Source organism: Nostoc sp. CmiVER01 (assembly GCF_034531135.2).
In the GTDB taxonomy this organism is placed as follows: Bacteria; Cyanobacteriota; Cyanobacteriia; order Cyanobacteriales; family Nostocaceae; genus Nostoc.
The window spans coordinates 254,614-270,101 of the sequence record NZ_JAVRBU020000008.1 but is presented as its reverse complement, the minus strand read 5'-3'; the positions used below and the strand labels follow the sequence as shown (position 1 = coordinate 270,101).

16 protein-coding genes and 1 pseudogene are annotated in these 15,488 nt (G+C 38.3%); 11 read left to right on the top strand and 6 right to left on the bottom strand.

Annotation, left to right across the window (positions count from 1 at the left end):
* Positions 1-106: 106 nt before the first annotated feature.
* Positions 107-1,003: an AraC family transcriptional regulator gene (locus tag RMZ43_RS15750; RefSeq protein ID WP_322653480.1), complete on the bottom strand. Its 897-nt coding sequence runs from the start codon at positions 1,001-1,003 to the stop codon at positions 107-109.
* Between the two features lie 192 nt (positions 1,004-1,195).
* Between RMZ43_RS15750 and RMZ43_RS15745 the strand changes: the two genes are divergently transcribed.
* From RMZ43_RS15745 to RMZ43_RS15725, 5 genes are all read left to right on the top strand, one after another.
* Positions 1,196-1,357: a hypothetical protein gene (locus RMZ43_RS15745; RefSeq protein WP_322653479.1), complete on the top strand. Its 162-nt coding sequence runs from the start codon at positions 1,196-1,198 to the stop codon at positions 1,355-1,357.
* A gap of 330 nt (positions 1,358-1,687) precedes the next feature.
* Entirely contained in the window at positions 1,688-2,140 is a 453-nt protein-coding gene (locus RMZ43_RS15740) for a hypothetical protein (protein ID WP_322650094.1), read from the top strand.
* A gap of 370 nt (positions 2,141-2,510) precedes the next feature.
* On the top strand, positions 2,511-3,128 hold the full coding sequence (locus RMZ43_RS15735) for a hypothetical protein (protein ID WP_322653478.1): 618 nt from the start codon (positions 2,511-2,513) through the stop codon (positions 3,126-3,128).
* 424 nt (positions 3,129-3,552) lie between these two features.
* On the top strand, positions 3,553-4,401 hold the full coding sequence (locus RMZ43_RS15730) for a lysophospholipid acyltransferase family protein (protein WP_322650092.1): 849 nt from the start codon (positions 3,553-3,555) through the stop codon (positions 4,399-4,401).
* A 679-nt stretch (positions 4,402-5,080) separates the two neighbouring features.
* Entirely contained in the window at positions 5,081-6,433 is a 1,353-nt protein-coding gene (locus tag RMZ43_RS15725) for a hypothetical protein (RefSeq protein ID WP_322650091.1), read from the top strand.
* A gap of 160 nt (positions 6,434-6,593) precedes the next feature.
* Here RMZ43_RS15725 and RMZ43_RS15720 read toward each other — a convergent pair whose 3' ends face one another.
* From RMZ43_RS15720 to acs, 4 genes and pseudogenes are all read right to left on the bottom strand, one after another.
* Complete coding sequence (locus tag RMZ43_RS15720; protein WP_322650090.1) at positions 6,594-6,854, bottom strand: MoaD/ThiS family protein; 261 nt, start codon at positions 6,852-6,854, stop codon at positions 6,594-6,596.
* 108 nt (positions 6,855-6,962) lie between these two features.
* A pseudogene (locus tag RMZ43_RS15715) lies at positions 6,963-7,226 on the bottom strand (Uma2 family endonuclease); the annotation flags it as partial.
* A gap of 219 nt (positions 7,227-7,445) precedes the next feature.
* Complete coding sequence (locus RMZ43_RS15710; protein ID WP_322653477.1) at positions 7,446-8,126, bottom strand: tetratricopeptide repeat protein; 681 nt, start codon at positions 8,124-8,126, stop codon at positions 7,446-7,448.
* Positions 8,127-8,257: 131 nt separating this feature from the next.
* On the bottom strand, positions 8,258-10,231 hold the full coding sequence (acs, locus tag RMZ43_RS15705; RefSeq protein ID WP_322653476.1) for an acetate--CoA ligase: 1,974 nt from the start codon (positions 10,229-10,231) through the stop codon (positions 8,258-8,260).
* Between the two features lie 232 nt (positions 10,232-10,463).
* Here acs and RMZ43_RS15700 point away from each other — a divergent pair, with 232 nt between their 5' ends.
* From RMZ43_RS15700 to RMZ43_RS15680, 5 genes are all read left to right on the top strand, one after another.
* Positions 10,464-11,108, top strand: coding sequence for a restriction endonuclease subunit R (locus RMZ43_RS15700; RefSeq protein WP_322653475.1), 645 nt, complete (start codon positions 10,464-10,466; stop codon positions 11,106-11,108).
* Positions 11,109-11,138: 30 nt separating this feature from the next.
* A complete protein-coding gene (locus RMZ43_RS15695; RefSeq protein ID WP_322653474.1) occupies positions 11,139-11,867 on the top strand; it encodes a Uma2 family endonuclease in 729 nt (242 codons plus the stop codon).
* A 92-nt stretch (positions 11,868-11,959) separates the two neighbouring features.
* Positions 11,960-12,649, top strand: a complete 690-nt coding sequence (locus RMZ43_RS15690) for a hypothetical protein (RefSeq protein WP_322653473.1) — start codon at positions 11,960-11,962, stop codon at positions 12,647-12,649.
* Positions 12,650-12,717: 68 nt separating this feature from the next.
* Complete coding sequence (locus RMZ43_RS15685) at positions 12,718-13,158, top strand: hypothetical protein (protein WP_322653472.1); 441 nt, start codon at positions 12,718-12,720, stop codon at positions 13,156-13,158.
* A 1,007-nt stretch (positions 13,159-14,165) separates the two neighbouring features.
* Positions 14,166-14,333: a hypothetical protein gene (locus RMZ43_RS15680; protein ID WP_322653519.1), complete on the top strand. Its 168-nt coding sequence runs from the start codon at positions 14,166-14,168 to the stop codon at positions 14,331-14,333.
* On the opposite strand, the gene RMZ43_RS15675 is transcribed toward RMZ43_RS15680, so the two are convergent.
* Positions 14,278-14,430 (bottom strand): type II toxin-antitoxin system ParD family antitoxin, encoded by a 153-nt coding sequence (locus RMZ43_RS15675; protein ID WP_322653471.1) that lies wholly within the window; start codon positions 14,428-14,430, stop codon positions 14,278-14,280. The genes RMZ43_RS15680 and RMZ43_RS15675 overlap by 56 nt on opposite strands.
* A gap of 272 nt (positions 14,431-14,702) precedes the next feature.
* On the opposite strand from RMZ43_RS15675, the gene RMZ43_RS15670 reads away from it, so the two are divergent.
* Positions 14,703-15,425 carry a TerC family protein gene (locus RMZ43_RS15670; protein WP_322651946.1) on the top strand — a complete coding sequence of 241 codons (723 nt, stop codon included), beginning with the start codon at positions 14,703-14,705 and terminating at the stop codon, positions 15,423-15,425.
* The last annotated feature ends 63 nt before the right edge of the window (positions 15,426-15,488 follow it).

Here is a 15,488-nt window from a genome sequence, read left to right as displayed (position 1 = left end):
TTAAACTATAGGACTCAAAGTGTGGTGATAACTATTGAGTCTAGCTTTTACAAGATCATGCCGTCTCACGTTATCTTCCGAAAACTAGCGTTATCTTCCAAAAAATTCAGTGTAGCTTCTTAAATGCTTGAGGAGTGATGCCGATATATTTGCGAAAAACCTTGGTAAAATGACTTTGACTTTGAAATCCTACTATTTGAGAGACTTGTATAACTGAGAATTCTCGCTTTGCAAGTAAATATTTTGCTCTTTCGACTCGACATTTAGTAATATATTGGTGAGGTGCTATTCCCATTGATTGCTTAAATAAGCTAGCAAAATAATGCGGGCTGATCTGTGCGATCGCAGCAATTTCTGCTAAAGACAAATTTTGGTCTAAGTTATCGTTGATATAAGCAATGGCTTCTTTTAATTTATGTTTTGGTAATCCACCTGTATATTCTCGAATAATGAATTTTTGCGTCGAGTAACGTTTTAATAAATGCACTGCCAGCAGATTTACTGCTGACTCTATATACAAGGAACTATTAAATCCACTATTTTCTATTTCCTGCTTGAGTGTCAGTCCAATTTGTTGAATCAGTGGATCGTGGGTTTGCAGTTGTTGTACAATTTCAACTGCATCAGCATTTACTGACTCATAGGCAACACGAGTAATCATTGCTGGTTCAAGACCGATGTGGATAAAACCTAACTCCTGTTCAAATTGTACTGCTGGAGAAATTTGATGAGCAGGAAAAATACCGACATCAGTTGTTGCATAAGATTTACTTTGCCAGTGTCCGTTAATTTTTAATTTAGCCTGAAACTCTCTAGTATAAATAGTAATAATGTTCTGGAAAGGCAATGTTTCAGGGAGTTGATAGTTTGACTGGCGATGATAGGCAAAATAAAAACCATTCCAACCTGCGACTGGGCTAGAGATAATTAAAGGTTGTGGAAGGAATTGTTTTAGTTTGTCTGGTTGGGCGGCATTAATTCTAAGAGGCTGCTCTATTTGCATGAGACTCGCACGCTTTTTTATCGAAGAAAGACAAAGAAGATTTATTGAACAGTAACTCTTTTATACCATTTTGAATTTTAGATTTTAGATTTTGGATTGGAAACCGCTTACTGTATCTGGGTTTCCTTTGTCCTTTCAGTTAGTCTATTGCTATTTATCCCCTTAAGTATTTTAATGGAATTGGGCTTTTATATGATGCACAGCACTCTCCAAACCCAAGCCACTGAGCTTTCCCCGGAAGCACGAGGTACTGCTGTTTCGCTGTTCGCCTTCAGCTTGTTTCTCAGCCAGGGAATCGGCACACATTCAGTAGGATTGTGGATAGCTTCGGCTACATTTATTGCTTTATTCTAGTTAGTGTAGCGATCGCTCTGCTCTCTGTTTGGCTAGTCAATTCAGAAGCAAGTTGTACATAACTAAAACTTTTATAAATCAATCTTTGGCGCTAGTAATCAAATTTTGTTACTTCCTTTTGATTACTGATGAGCTTTGGTATCACTTTGAAACGCCCCTAGAATAATGTCAGCGCATTATCTTGCTAGACGACAGAGTAAAAGACGTTTTGGTTATTAGGGAATAAAACCTATGATTTTTTTAAAGTTTGCATAAATAGCTAAAAATCACCAGATAAGACTATTGAGCCTAGACCAAGAGAATTTGTAAAATTTAAAAAGGAGAATCATCATGAATTCATTGAAGATGTTCATCAATCCAGCAAAGATTTTTGCATTTGCCCTATCATTTCTTATATTCTGTTTTTCTACATCAGCAATCGCCGCGCCAAGCACGCTTGCTACTTTAATTATTACGGAAAAAGCTCAAATTACTGGAGGAAAGTTCAGTATCGACACAACAACACCAATTCCTTTGCCAGCTACAACAGTTATTCGCTCTGCTAAACTTTTTTTGCCAACTGGTGAAACTGGAACAATTAACAAGATTAAGATTTCTAGCCCAAATGGACTTGAATTTGGTTGTCAAGATATTAAGGTGAAGGACGGTGTTGATTTAATTAAAGCTTGTGGTGGGCCTGCTGTTTTAGAAGCAGGAGGAGTGATTACTTATGTAGCTGAAGGAAGTGGTTTTGCACCAGAACCTGACACCAAACTCACAGTTGTTTTATCGGATGATTTTTAGACACTACTTTCAAGCATAAATTAAAGCCACAAATTCAGTGAATAAGTCGATCTAGCTTTTATTCCAAGCACAAATTAGCTGAATCAGCTTCAGCTCTCAATATTTGTGCTTGGAATAGATGACCAAAAAATTTATAATTCATAAATAAATTTTAGAAACTGTACAGTAGCCTTTACTTAATTTTGAGTGAGTGTGGTCTTAAAGGGCGTGGATACTTCACTCAGTAGACCATACAATCTTTAAATTATAAATTACTAATTATGAATTATGTTGACGCTATGTAAATATATTACTTATGTCAATAATTTATCCCGTAACACATTTCAGTCTTATCTTGATCGAATGGGTATTAATCGGCTGGGCAATTCGTATGTGGCAGCAATCAACTAGCCTAGCAATGATTGTGTTGCCTATAGTACTAGTTAGCATTAGCTATGACAATATTATTCTTTCAATAGGAAGTCTGATTGGTGAAGGAGAGCTTTTAAAAACTCTCTCTATGCTGCGCTTTCTATTACATTATTTAGTTGTACCGCTATTTATTGTGATTGGTGTTGAACTCGCTCACCGCGCCGGAGCTAATTGGGCTAATACAGTAGTGCGGATTTTATCTTGGGTAATCGCATTGGGACTTACAGCAATAGATATTATCACTCGCTATACAGGGCTTCAACTAGTTCCAATAGAGTTCGCAGGAATCCTACGCTATCATGTTGCCAACTTGAGCGGCCCACCAATTATCACGATTGTAGTTAATCTATTTGTCGTACTAATTGGCATCGGTATTTGGTTTAGGCTGAAATGGCCGTGGTTATTTGTAGGAACCTTGGTTTCCCTTATTGGTAATGCTATGCCCTCTTATGCAGTAGGTACGCTTGCTGGAAGCTGCTCTGAATTGGTAATGGCAATAAGTTTGTTGTTAACTGAGGAACGCACACAGTTTTTTCTTGTTACTCAAGGAGAGACAAATTTTCTATCTAGTGACTAAAAACAGATCCAATAACCCACAACTTGCATAGAAGAAATACGTTCATACTCCAAAATGTAATTATGCAAATTAAATCATTACATACCGTTGTTATGAGCTTTTTGGTGTTAACTAAGCAGAAAAAACCTAAACTATGTAAAAATAAATAGAGAAAATGCATTTACCAAGGTAACTTAAAATATGAACGCTCTTTTAAGGAGATTCCTGGCTTGCTGGGCAATACCGAAGTTTGTTAAACCTTAAAAACTCATACTTATTACAGAAAATCAAAGATCAAGCAAAACTAATTAAGTTGGAATTAGCTGCTGTTAGAGAAGAAACTGATTTAAAGTCTTTAGACGAATCAAATTTTGTGCATGGAGCAAACCTGGTCATACCTAACAAAGAATTGTTTGACCTTTACCAATCCTGTTAAAATGCATCGATGTCAAAAAAGCAAAGTCTCATAAACAAAAAACCCGGTTGGTCTTTGGATGAGCGAGATCCAAAGTTCATAGAATCTCTAATGCCTCTGTTGGGCTTTTTCTATCACTACTATTTCCGAGTTCAAACTAGTGGCTGGGATAATATTCCACCCCAAGAAAAAGTCTTATTTGTCGGTTCGCATAATGGAGGACTCGCGGCTCCCGATATGACAATGATGATGTACGACTGGTTCCGGCAATTTGGTGTGGAGCAACCTATTTATGGTTTGATGCATCCGAAGGTTTGGCAGGTTAGCCCACCACTAGCGCAACTGGTTGCTAAGGCTGGAGCAATTATGGCTCATCCGAAAATGGCTTATGCTGCCTTGCGCTCTGGAGCGAGTCTGCTAGTTTATCCAGGTGGAGCCGAAGATATCTTCCGACCGCATTATTTACGTAACAAAATCTACTTTGTGGGACGACAAGGATTTATCAAGTTAGCGTTGCGGGAAAATGTGCCGATTGTCCCTGTGATTTCCTGGGGCGCTCACGATACGCTGATTATATTGGCTGACTGCTATAAAATTGTGCGGCAACTGCACGAATGGGGGATGCCTTGGCTGTTGGGGATTGATCCGGAAGTTTTTCCAGTCTATCTTGGACTGCCTTGGGGATTAGCAATTGGCCCGTTACCCAATATTCCATTGCCTGTGTCCATGTACACGCAGGTTTGTCCGCCAATTGTATTTCAACGTTATGGCCCCGAAGCAGCCAGCGATCGCTACTATGTCAATGAATGTTATGAATTAGTTGTTAGTCAGATGCAGCAAGAGTTAGATCACTTAGTAAAGCTAGCTGCTAAGTCTTAAAGCTATTGAGTAAAATTTGCATGTCCGACTTCTAAGCAGTTTGATTACAAACGAGTGAGGACAACAAGAAAATTGTCTTGCCAACGGTAAAATCTGCAAAAAATATTGACTGCATTTTTCAATTAATTGAATTATACCACTCCCCATTATTTTAAAAGTGATTCATAAAGCAATACTTTCGCCAAAAATAGAGATATATAGTATATTGATTGAAAACAATTGCTGCTCATTGGAGAAAAACTTTTTGGTTTCTTGACTGTTAGTTGATGCTTGATAACAGGTTTAAACTTTTACATACCAGATATTTCAATTAGCATAACGATTATGTGGGGAAAGAGCAAAATATATGCCAAGTATTTGCAATTATAATTTACCTCATACTCAAAATAGTTGAAATGCAGAACTGAGAAGGATTTTCAAACTTAATTTCCATTTTATGCAAGCATCTTAGCTTAATGCCAATATCAATCCCTGCTAAAGTAATTGAAGATGTTCAGCTTTACTATATAACTTTATAGTAATATTGATTTAAACCGCATCTGCCTTGAAAACCGTAGTTTATCGGAATTAGGAAAAAGCTCAAAACTCAACCAGGACTGAAAAATCTAGATTTCAAATAAAATAGACGGGTTTAGACGCATTTAATTGTATAGAGTTAAATGACAAATAAACCTCTATTTTGGTAAGACAAGTAAAAACTTTATTGAATAATTTTTGGATGATTATGCTAAATCTTGATAATTATAGCAATCAGAAAAAAAACCAAATATTGTTAGGTCTTGCGATAGTATTCTCATTAATATTGTGTGTTGAATTAGCAATTAGGGCTTATTCTTTTAACCTTGAGGCTTTAGCTAATTCATCAGGTCAATATTTACCTGATTTTTCTAAAACCATTGACAAAATAAGAGTAGATATAGAATACCGTTGTTTACTTATTATATATTTTCTATGGTTAATAATCAACAAAAAAAGAGATATAAGTTTTAGAAAAATATTAAAAAATAGTTCATTTTTTTTGTTAATTGCCTTTATAAGTTATCCAATAACTACTGACATTAATCTATACGTACATTATGGCTTGATGGATTTAAATGGAATTAATCCTTTTATTAATGCTGCAAGCACATTTACCTCAAAGTTATCTCCATTCCTGGTTTGGAAACAGACTTCAACTTATGGGCCTATATCTCAACTATTTTTTATGTTTTCCGCTATTTTCGTTGCAATCACCCCAACTTTGGGAATTTATGTATTTAAATTAATATGTCTTTCATTCCATATATTAAATAGTTCTTTAATATGGCAGCATTTAAAAACATCTCCTCATAAAGTTAATATAACAATTGCATATTTAGTTAACCCATTTTTGCTGTATGAGCAGGTTACAAATGCACATATTGATGTATTAATTTCTACAGTTTTAATTACTTTAATAATATGCCTAAAAAATCATAATTATATAACTGCAATTGTCACAGCTTGGATTGGTTTTTTAATTAAAACATTACCAATTATTTGGTTGCCTCTAATCTTTGTTTATTTGATTAAACAACAACGGTGGAAAATTATCTTTAGTGCTGTTTGTATCTCTTTAGGTATACTTTTTGCCACTTCTGTTATAGCTTTACCTACATTTGATGCTTGGAAAAGCCTTTTAAATCCTGGGGTTGGAGAAAAAGTAGGCTATTCATTATATGCTTTGGTAAAGAGTTTACTAAGTTTGAAAATTCTAAACCTTTCTCTAAGTTTCCAACATACTTTATACTCAATAATTAAACCTATAATATTTTCTATATTTGTAGTTTCTTACTTGATTATTTTGATAAAACCATATTGGAAAAAAAATTATTCGGAAACTAATCTTAGTATAAGTATAGGATGGGTTACTTTAATATTATTTATGTTTGCTGCTCCTTGGTATTGCTCTTGGTATTCTTCTGTGCTGTTGGGAGTCGTAGCTTTAAATATATATTCAAAAAGATTTGCAATTGCTAGCATTGGATTTTGCATTATAAGTGCTATTGCTTAGACGATAGTTTTTCACTCTTCCTTCTAAAACAAGAGTTTGCAGTAAAGCAAAGTAGAGATTAATATATATGCTAATGTAAAAATAAATCAAACTGCAACGCGATAGTCATTAGTTATCAGTTAAAAGTTTTTAATTTTTAACTCCTAACCTAACTTCTTTGCTAGCCGCCACTTACTGGTGGAATCAGCACAACTTCATCCCCATCTTGTAGTAGGGTATCTGGTTCAACAAATATTAGATTAATTCCAAAGCGGGTGATCTCACGCCATTGGGAGAGTTCGGGGTGTTCAGCTATGAGGCGATCGCATACTGTTTTGACTGGCATACTATTGGGAAATTCCAGCACTAGTTCCGAAACCCTAAAGGCTTCTTGATAAGCAGCAAACAATTTGACGGTGACGGTGATTGCAGATTTAGACATACAAAATGCTTTAGCAGTACTAGCAAGTTAATTTAATACTTGACAAGTACCCTGAACTCTTGGGCTTAATTATACATTACTAAGTACATGATTTCATAACGAAAAAATGTTTCTTAATCGCGGTACATTGGGTACATAAAACCAGTCTGGTGCTTCAGCCCTCTTTTCAGGCGGATCTGTAAATCGCCAGTATATACCAGAATCTTGTTCAATACAATATTGACTATCAGGATGAAGTTGCTCTAAAACAGGTTTAATTGAATCTGTAATTAAAATGCTTTGCGGGTGTTCCTGAAGATTTTTTACGAATGTACCATCTGAGTCTGGTAACTGGGTGTGGTCAGGTAAAGTTAATGCCGAAAAGGAAGTCATAGGCTTTAACCAAAGATTTGTCTGAACAATTATTCTATTTCGATGCTTTTAAGAGGGTGGACTGGAAAGCCCACCCTACAATAAACCAGATACCTCTTACCCAGCAGCCAGATTCCGCAGCAACTGCCGTATAATAAGTGATCACAGTTTTTGTAAAGCACCTTTAAAGCTAATTTTCAGCAACTTTTTTGAAATTTTATCTGCGGAATAATGTGATTTTCATGAAACACTAGGATCGTCAGCAGTTTTGATCTCTTTCAAGATTCTTTCTACTTGGTTAACTTTTTCACCTCTATTTTGTTCTTTGAAAATTTTTAAAGCTTTTTCTAAAGAAGATAGCGCTTCGTCTTTTTTATTTGTTTGCCACAATGCCAGTGCAAAATTAGTTAGCCCCTCGCCATAATTAGGATTAATTTCTAAAGCTTTTTTATATTGAGTAATGGCTTCTTCCCAGCGACTTTCGCTAGCATAAACCATACCCATTGCATTGTAAGCTAGAGCGTATTTTGGCTGGAGGCGAATCGCTTCTTGATAAGAACTAATTGCTTCTTCTGGTTTCTTTTGCCGAAAAAGCACATTTCCTAGTTGAAAGTGTCCAAAGGCATCGTCTGGAAATTGTTTTATGAATTTGCGTAAATTTTCCTCTGCACCTGTCAACTCTCCTTGATTAAATAAAGCATTGGCTTGTTGCAGCATTTGCGATCGCTGTGATGGCCCTGTGTCTGAAAACTGCGCTAGTTTTTGTGGTTGTCTCTCAACTGACTGTCCAAGCGAGTACAAAGAAACTTTTGCAGGAACCGCTAACACTAATGGTGATAAACCAATTACAGTGATAATACTCAGCGTCATACCGCTAAAAGATTGAACAAATGCTGATTTCAGTTTGCGCTTTACTTTCATCGCCCTGAATGCCTCAATAATGTTCTAAATATTTATTTATGATAAATGAGGTGTGTTATTGCGTAATGCATCAGAAGACAGACGGTAAAGGCGCACATATATGCGCCCCTACTAACCTCATTTAGAATTACTTACGTCCCTTCGCGCAATTTATCCAACACGCTTCTATCTTCTAATGTCGAAGTATCTCCAGATACCTCTTGTCCGGCGGCTAGATTTCGCAGCAAGCGCCGCATAATCTTACCCGATCGCGTTTTGGGCAAAGAGTCTGTAAAGCGAATTTCTCCGGGACGCGCGATCGCACCAATTTCTTTGACAACGTGTAGTTTGAGTTCTTTACTCAGTTCCTCACTTGCTTGATAAGTGCCTTCTAAAGTCACAAAAGCAACTACTTCTTCACCCTTAAGTTCATCTGGTTTACCCACTACCGCCGCTTCTGCAACTGCTGGATGCGAAACTAAAGCTGATTCTACTTCCATTGTACCGAGCCGATGCCCTGATACATTCAATACGTCATCCACACGACCCATTACCCAAAAGTAACCGTCTTCATCTTGCCTCGCGCCATCACCAGCAAAGTAAGTATAGTTACCATCTTTGGGTGGAATGTGTTCCCAGTAGGTGCGGCGGAAGCGTTCTGGATCGCCGTAGACTGTCCGCATCATTCCTGGCCAAGGATGTCGCACAGCTAGATAACCGCCTTCGTTATTGGGTACGGTGTTTCCTTCCAAATCTACGACATCTGCAATAATTCCTGGAAAGGGAAGAGTTGCGGAACCTGGTTTAGTGGGAATCGCCCCTGGTAGCGGTGTAATCATGATACCGCCGGTTTCCGTTTGCCACCAAGTATCAACAATTGGACAGCGATCGCCACCAATTACTTTGTGATACCACATCCAAGCTTCTGGGTTAATTGGTTCGCCGACGGTTCCCAACAAACGCAATGAAGATAGGTTTCGCGCATTCGGATGTTGTTCACCCATCTTAATAAATGCCCGAATTGCCGTAGGTGCAGTATAAAAAATATTAACACCGTATTTTTCAATTACATCCCAGAAACAGCCAGGATTAGAGGCACGGGGCGCACCTTCATACATCACCGTGGTTGCACCGTTGGAAAGCGGGCCGTAGACAATGTAGCTGTGTCCTGTAATCCAACCTACATCGGCGGTACACCAATATACATCAGTGTCTTGGAGGTCAAAGATCCACTTGGTGGTGATATGGGTATACAAATTATAACCAGCAGTTGTATGCACTACGCCCTTCGGTTTGCCTGTGCTGCCAGAAGTGTAGAGAACAAACAACATGTCTTCGCTGTCCATTGGTTCGGCGGGACAATCTGCTGATACACCCTTTTGCAAATCATGCCACCAATGATCGCGTCCTCCCAACTGCATATAAGTTTCTTGTCCGGTGCGCTTGACAACGAGGACATTTTCAACGCTGGGAACAGCACCATCAGCTAAGGCTTTGTCTACCTGTTCTTTGAGAGGAACGATCGCATCTTTGCGCCAACCACCATCAGCCGTAATTACCAGTTTAGCTTGAGCATCAATTAAGCGATCGCGCAAAGCTTCGGCACTAAAACCACCAAATACTACGCCGTGCGGTGCGCCAATTCTGGCACAGGCTAACATTGCGATCGCAGCTTCAGGAATCATTGGCATATAAATACCAACGCGATCGCCTTTTTGTACACCTAGTTGCTTCAAAACATTGGCGAACTGACAAACTTCCCGGTGCAGTTGGGCGTAAGTTAGGGTACGCGAATCACCTGGTTCTCCTTCCCAAATCAATGCTGCTTTGTTTTTGCGCCAAGTAGTGAGATGTCTGTCAAGGCAGTTGTAAGAAATATTCATCTTACCGCCAACAAACCACTTAGCAAAAGGCGGTTGCCAGTCTAATACTGTATCCCATTTTTGGAACCATTCTAATTCTGTTCCAGCCAAATCTGCCCAAAATTGCTGCGGATCAGCTTTGGCTTTATCGTAGAGACGCTGATAGTCTTCCAGGCTTTTGATATGGGCATTTTGCGAGAATTCCGAGACAGGATGGAAGAGACGATTCTCTTGGAGGATTGATTCTATAGTTGGTTGAGACATGGTTAGTTATGAGTGCGATCGCTATTGTGATTAAAAACTATTCTTAGCCCAGTTGTGCTAGACACTGTTTAGATTTTCATTAAGCTAGATAGAAATTGCCGAGTTATTTAGTTTACATTCATTTTCATCTAGCAAAAGCAAGCGATCAAGAAATGTAAAGAGGTTACATTGCAACCTCTTTACCGCCAATGTTGCAAAATATAAGTAATCTTGACAAAGAACGCCTGAAATTATGCCCCTCACTGTCGAAGCTAGCAGCCTATCTCTCAATGATGTTCATCGCTTTCTCAAAATAGAAAAGCTTTCTAATGCTTCATTTACAGACTTCTTAACTTTAGAACCACTCTCTGAGTTTGAACAGCAGGATTTATTAAGAATCAGAAACGACTTTGATCGTTACCTAAGCGACCGGAAAATTTCTGAAGGGTTGGTTAAATTTATAACAATCGCACCCTTGATGCGGCTCTCAGGATTCTACGATGTGCCGATTCGGTTGACAATGGAAGATAGCATTGCGATCGCAGTTGAAGATGAAGACAGAAAAATTACCGGACGGATGGATATTTTAGCAATAAATAATCCCCAAAGTAATATTGCGCCGCCTTTTTGGGTTGTAGTAATTGAAACGAAAAATAGTGCGGTTGAAGTGGGTGAGGGTTTACCTCAATTACTTACTTATGCTTTTAAAAGTTTAGATCAACAACCATCGGTTTGGGGCTTGGTAACTAACGGACTGCGTTATCAATTTGTTTATTTAAGACATGACGAACAACCAAGTTATCAATTAATGCCATTATTAAATCTGAATGAATCTCCCGGTGCAATTAAGTTGTTACAAGTTCTTAAAAGCATCTGCAAGTTACCAAATTTTCAGTAAAATAAACGTATAATTGCGGGGCGATCGCTGATGTCTGAACCTGCTACTTTAGAAATCATCTCTGATAATATTTCAGAGGACGAAGTGATTTTTCCTCCTGGTGATATACTTAGTGACGAACCACCCTTGGAAAGCGATCTACACCGAGAACAAATCGATTTGCTGATTCGCATCCTCAAATTGTGGTGGCGGGAAAGGCAGGATTTTTATGCTTCTGGCAATTTGACGATTTACTACAGTCCTAACCAGAAAAAATCAGAATATTTCCGTGGCCCAGACTTTTTTGTAGTTTTGGGAACCCAGAAAAAAGACCGTAAGAGTTGGGTAGTTTGGCAAGAAGACGGCAAATATCCCAATGTGATTGTAGAAATTTTGTCAAGTTCAACGACAGCAGTTGATAAAGGTTTAAAAAAACAAGTTTATCAAGATACCTTCCGTACACCAGATTATTTCTGGTTTGATCCTGTAACAATGGAACTTCAGGGATTTCATCTAGTTGATGGTAAGTATCAAGAAATCGAAGTAACCACTGATGGACGTTTGTGGAGTCAGCAGTTAGAACTTTATTTAGGAGTTTATGAAGGTAAATTAAGATTCTTCACTACTGAAAATGAATTGATCCTATCATCAGAAGAGTTAGCTGAACAAGAACGTTTACGCGCCCAGCAGGCAGAAGAACGCGTCCAGCAGGCAGAGCAAGAAATTGCTCGATTGCGGGAGGTTTTACGTACACAGGGCATCGACCTAGAGAATATTTGATGACATCAGGAAATTAATTAAAGACATTTTCAAGTTAAAATCTAGTTATCAATGTGTAAAAAAAGCGTAATCTTCTGAAAGTAGGGCATCGTTTGCAAGCAACAGAAATTAAGGATCAGCTAAAGTCCCTTATCGAGCAAGCCTCCTCGATAGATCATAATTTAGCGAGAAGATTAGATGAAATCAATCGTTGGATAAAAGACATCAAACCAGGTTCCTTGACTGCAAAACCCTTTGTCACGGCCTTTTTACTAGAGGTAATTACGGATTCGACAATTTGGCTGATAATCAAATCCTTACCTTCAGAAGAAGAACAAAAAGCAAAGTTCGACCTAATGACGCCGATTGAGAGATATTGGTATGGCTATTTATTTCCCAGATGGTTTAATGCAAGTGACTCCAAGTTTTATATTTGGAAGCAAAAATTGATGGCAGGCGAATTTAATCAGGTAGATGATGATATCATTAAATCAATAGCTCAAGATATTGTTCAGCGAGAAGGTAGTTTTTGGCAGCGTTATATAGCCGACCTTTCAATGGCAACAGATTTAATTGTTAGTCGTAACAATCAACCACTGTGCATTCAAATTACCAGTGTTAGTGAAGAACTTAATCATCAAAAGTACGAAGCTTGGCAAAATACACTGCGATCGTGGGAAATCGAGAGGGGGCTGTTCTTAAGTTACAATCCCAAGGATGCTAATTTTGTAAACCAGTTAGTCAACGTGGCCCTGTATAACAGTGATTACCTTTCTGGTGGCAAATATCTAAAATTTTCGTGAATTTTCAGGAATTTGATATTTCGGGTTTGTGTTCTAGCCTATATACTTACGTGCTAATTAGAGCTTTTATGGCTAATAAAAGAGAAACTCACTGCAACAATCAAGTAGATACATTTGCTGAAGCTTTAGCAACGGCGCGACAAATGCAGCAGAACTGGCTAACTTACGGTGTTAATTTTGTCAATATTTACGTTGAAGATGTGGAGGGAGACTGGCTAGAAACGTGGGGAAATGACGAGATTTTAGGCAATTTTCAATTAGATACTATCAAAGAATTTTTGGTAAGTAATGATAGTGTAGCTGTGAAAGTAAGAGAGCATTTAGGAGAGCGATCGCTCTTTGATTTTGCAGTAAACTTAGATGAATCTTGGAGAATTACTGAAACCAATGACAGGTTATCTGCTGTGAGACAATTGTTAGCTGGTGAAGGAAATAGTATTGATACAGATAATATCAGGTTATTGGATTTGGCAAATACTCTGGTGGGAAAGTTGGCAGAGATTTTGTGAAATTTAGAATTAATTTCTAGTAAATTGCTTCCAGACCTTATTTACATTTATCCTATTTAGTCCGTAAACGCAGATTTTGGATAAAAATCTCGCACAAAGGCGAGGGAGGATGAGCGAAAGGTAGAGGTGCTCATAACTGTAAATTTAGATTTTCTTATGGATGTTGAAGCAATAGTTACTCACGTTCAAGCATTTATAAGAAAGATTTAAGCATTTCTTGCAAATGTTAAAGCAATAGTTACTCGCGTTGAAGCATGTATAAGAAAGGTTTAAGCATTTCTAACAAACATTAAATATTTTCTTGTGAATGTTGAAGCAATTGTTACTCACGTTGAAGCATGTATAAGAAAGGTTTAAGCATTTCTAACAAACATTAAATATTTTCTTGTGAATGTTAAAGCAATTGTTATTCACGTTAAAACTTTGGTTAATAACGTTGAAAGTTTTCCTTGACAGCGTACACTCGACTTTAACCAGAGAAACTGGATTTGCCTCTATCTATTTGGAATCTAAACATCTGTTATTGTATGCATCAGTTAAGATGTCGCCAGATAAGGTAGGATACTTTGGAACCAATAACAGCTAGTGCGATCGCAATAAAATTTCTGTAGCTGTAGCTGTAGGGTGTGTTACGGCTTCCGTAACTCACCATTTCAGGTTGTCAATGCGTTACGCTAACACGGCAACAGCAATAACACACTCTATACTTTTTCAACGTCCAAAGAGGCAGTTTGGCATCAAAAACCACTTTTATCAAGATAGCTTTACCAACAAAAGTTAAATAAGTTTCCCTTTTGGGAATTATAGACCTATTGAAGCTCAGGCAAGTAGGTCAAAAGCATTGATTAGTGAAACTGCAAAACTATTTTACCCCTCGGTGGAAAAATTGGTTAACGAAATTGTGGCGGTTAACCACGCTTGGAAAGTGGCTTGTGAACTATTTGGACACGTTAATTTCTTGTAAGTCTTGGGTAGCTTAAGGCGATAGAAAATATAAACTCATTATTGTGCCTGAGTCTTTCTCAAAGCTTGGTTCTTTTGACGCAGTTGCTCGATTATTTCTTTACCGTCAAGTCGTTCTTGGCGATCAAGTTGCTCAACCCCGATCGCAATTTCTCTTTACAGTTCCTCAAACCGACCCTTGTAAATCCGTTCCCGTTCCTCCAACAGCCTAATACCTGCAAGAATCACTTCCTCAGATGAAGTGTATTTCCCGCTTGCAACCTGATTTTGAATGAACTGCTCAAGCTCGGTCGTTAAGGAAATATTCATAAACTATTACCATATTTTTGTTCTTATATTTTAATTCTTAGATGCTAACTGCCAGTAGTCTATTGCGATCGCATTCACTAAATGTTAAAACTTTTGGTGTATTGACTTATACGCAAATTACCCCACTTGCACTGCTCTCGCATACATTCAACCCTCTTCAAAATGCACCACAACCACGTTAAGCTGAATTAGAGTGGCAATTTATTGCGCTTTTTAATATGCAAATCTCTGTTCTTGTCAAATTTTAATTTTTTCTGCTTGAGAAACCCGGAATGCTAGACCGAATTTTTGATTACCTCGACTTTCACTTCAGCGTTGAAGCCCCTATAGTTCTGCTGATCCTGGTGCTTTTAGAGGCGCTGTTATCTGCCGACAATGCTATCGCCCTGGCTGCGATCGCTAGGGGGCTAGAAGACAAAGAACTTGAGCGTAAAGCTTTGAACTTTGGTTTAGTCGTTGCTTATGTGCTGCGAATCTCCTTGATTCTCACAGCCACTTGGGTGCAACAATTCTGGCAATTTGAATTATTGGGCGCTGCTTATCTACTGTGGTTGGTATTCCAACACTTTACCTCGGAAGAAGCCAAGGACGATCACCATCACGGGCCGCGTTTTGATTCATTGTTGCAAGCGATACCAGTGATTGCATTTACAGATTTGGCATTTTCTTTGGATAGCGTGACAACCGCGATCGCAGTTTCTCAAGAAAAATGGCTAGTGCTGACGGGTGCAACAATTGGTATTATTACGCTGCGATTCATGGCGGGATTGTTCATCCGTTGGTTAGACGAATATGAAAATCTAGAAGACGCAGGCTATGTAACTGTAGCGTTGGTGGGCTTGCGCTTGTTGTTAAAAGTGGTGAACGATAGTTTTGTTCCACCAGAATGGATCATGATTGCTGCCATCTTCCTGATTTTAGGTTGGGGATTTTCCAAGCGTGTTGGCACTGAATTGCCCCAAGTAGAACCAGAAAAAAGCGAAGTCTCGAAATAAAAAGAGCAGGGGGCAGGGGGAAATAACTAATTCCTAGTTCCCAATACCCAGTCCCCAGTCTCT

Bases quoted from the DNA above. Each gene is read 5' to 3' on its own strand.
- RMZ43_RS15670 (WP_322651946.1), top strand. From the start codon at position 14,703: ATGCTAGACCGAATTTTTGATTACCTCGACTTTCACTTCAGCGTTGAA.
- RMZ43_RS15750 (WP_322653480.1), bottom strand. From the start codon at position 1,003: ATGCAAATAGAGCAGCCTCTTAGAATTAATGCCGCCCAACCAGACAAA.
- RMZ43_RS15710 (WP_322653477.1), bottom strand. From the start codon at position 8,126: ATGAAAGTAAAGCGCAAACTGAAATCAGCATTTGTTCAATCTTTTAGC.
- RMZ43_RS15740 (WP_322650094.1), top strand. From the start codon at position 1,688: ATGAATTCATTGAAGATGTTCATCAATCCAGCAAAGATTTTTGCATTT.
- RMZ43_RS15720 (WP_322650090.1), bottom strand. From the start codon at position 6,854: ATGTCTAAATCTGCAATCACCGTCACCGTCAAATTGTTTGCTGCTTAT.
- RMZ43_RS15695 (WP_322653474.1), top strand. From the start codon at position 11,139: ATGTCTGAACCTGCTACTTTAGAAATCATCTCTGATAATATTTCAGAG.
- RMZ43_RS15675 (WP_322653471.1), bottom strand. From the start codon at position 14,430: ATGAATATTTCCTTAACGACCGAGCTTGAGCAGTTCATTCAAAATCAG.
- acs (WP_322653476.1), bottom strand. From the start codon at position 10,231: ATGTCTCAACCAACTATAGAATCAATCCTCCAAGAGAATCGTCTCTTC.
- RMZ43_RS15745 (WP_322653479.1), top strand. From the start codon at position 1,196: ATGATGCACAGCACTCTCCAAACCCAAGCCACTGAGCTTTCCCCGGAA.
- RMZ43_RS15700 (WP_322653475.1), top strand. From the start codon at position 10,464: ATGCCCCTCACTGTCGAAGCTAGCAGCCTATCTCTCAATGATGTTCAT.
- RMZ43_RS15735 (WP_322653478.1), top strand. From the start codon at position 2,511: ATGTGGCAGCAATCAACTAGCCTAGCAATGATTGTGTTGCCTATAGTA.
- RMZ43_RS15730 (WP_322650092.1), top strand. From the start codon at position 3,553: ATGTCAAAAAAGCAAAGTCTCATAAACAAAAAACCCGGTTGGTCTTTG.
- RMZ43_RS15685 (WP_322653472.1), top strand. From the start codon at position 12,718: ATGGCTAATAAAAGAGAAACTCACTGCAACAATCAAGTAGATACATTT.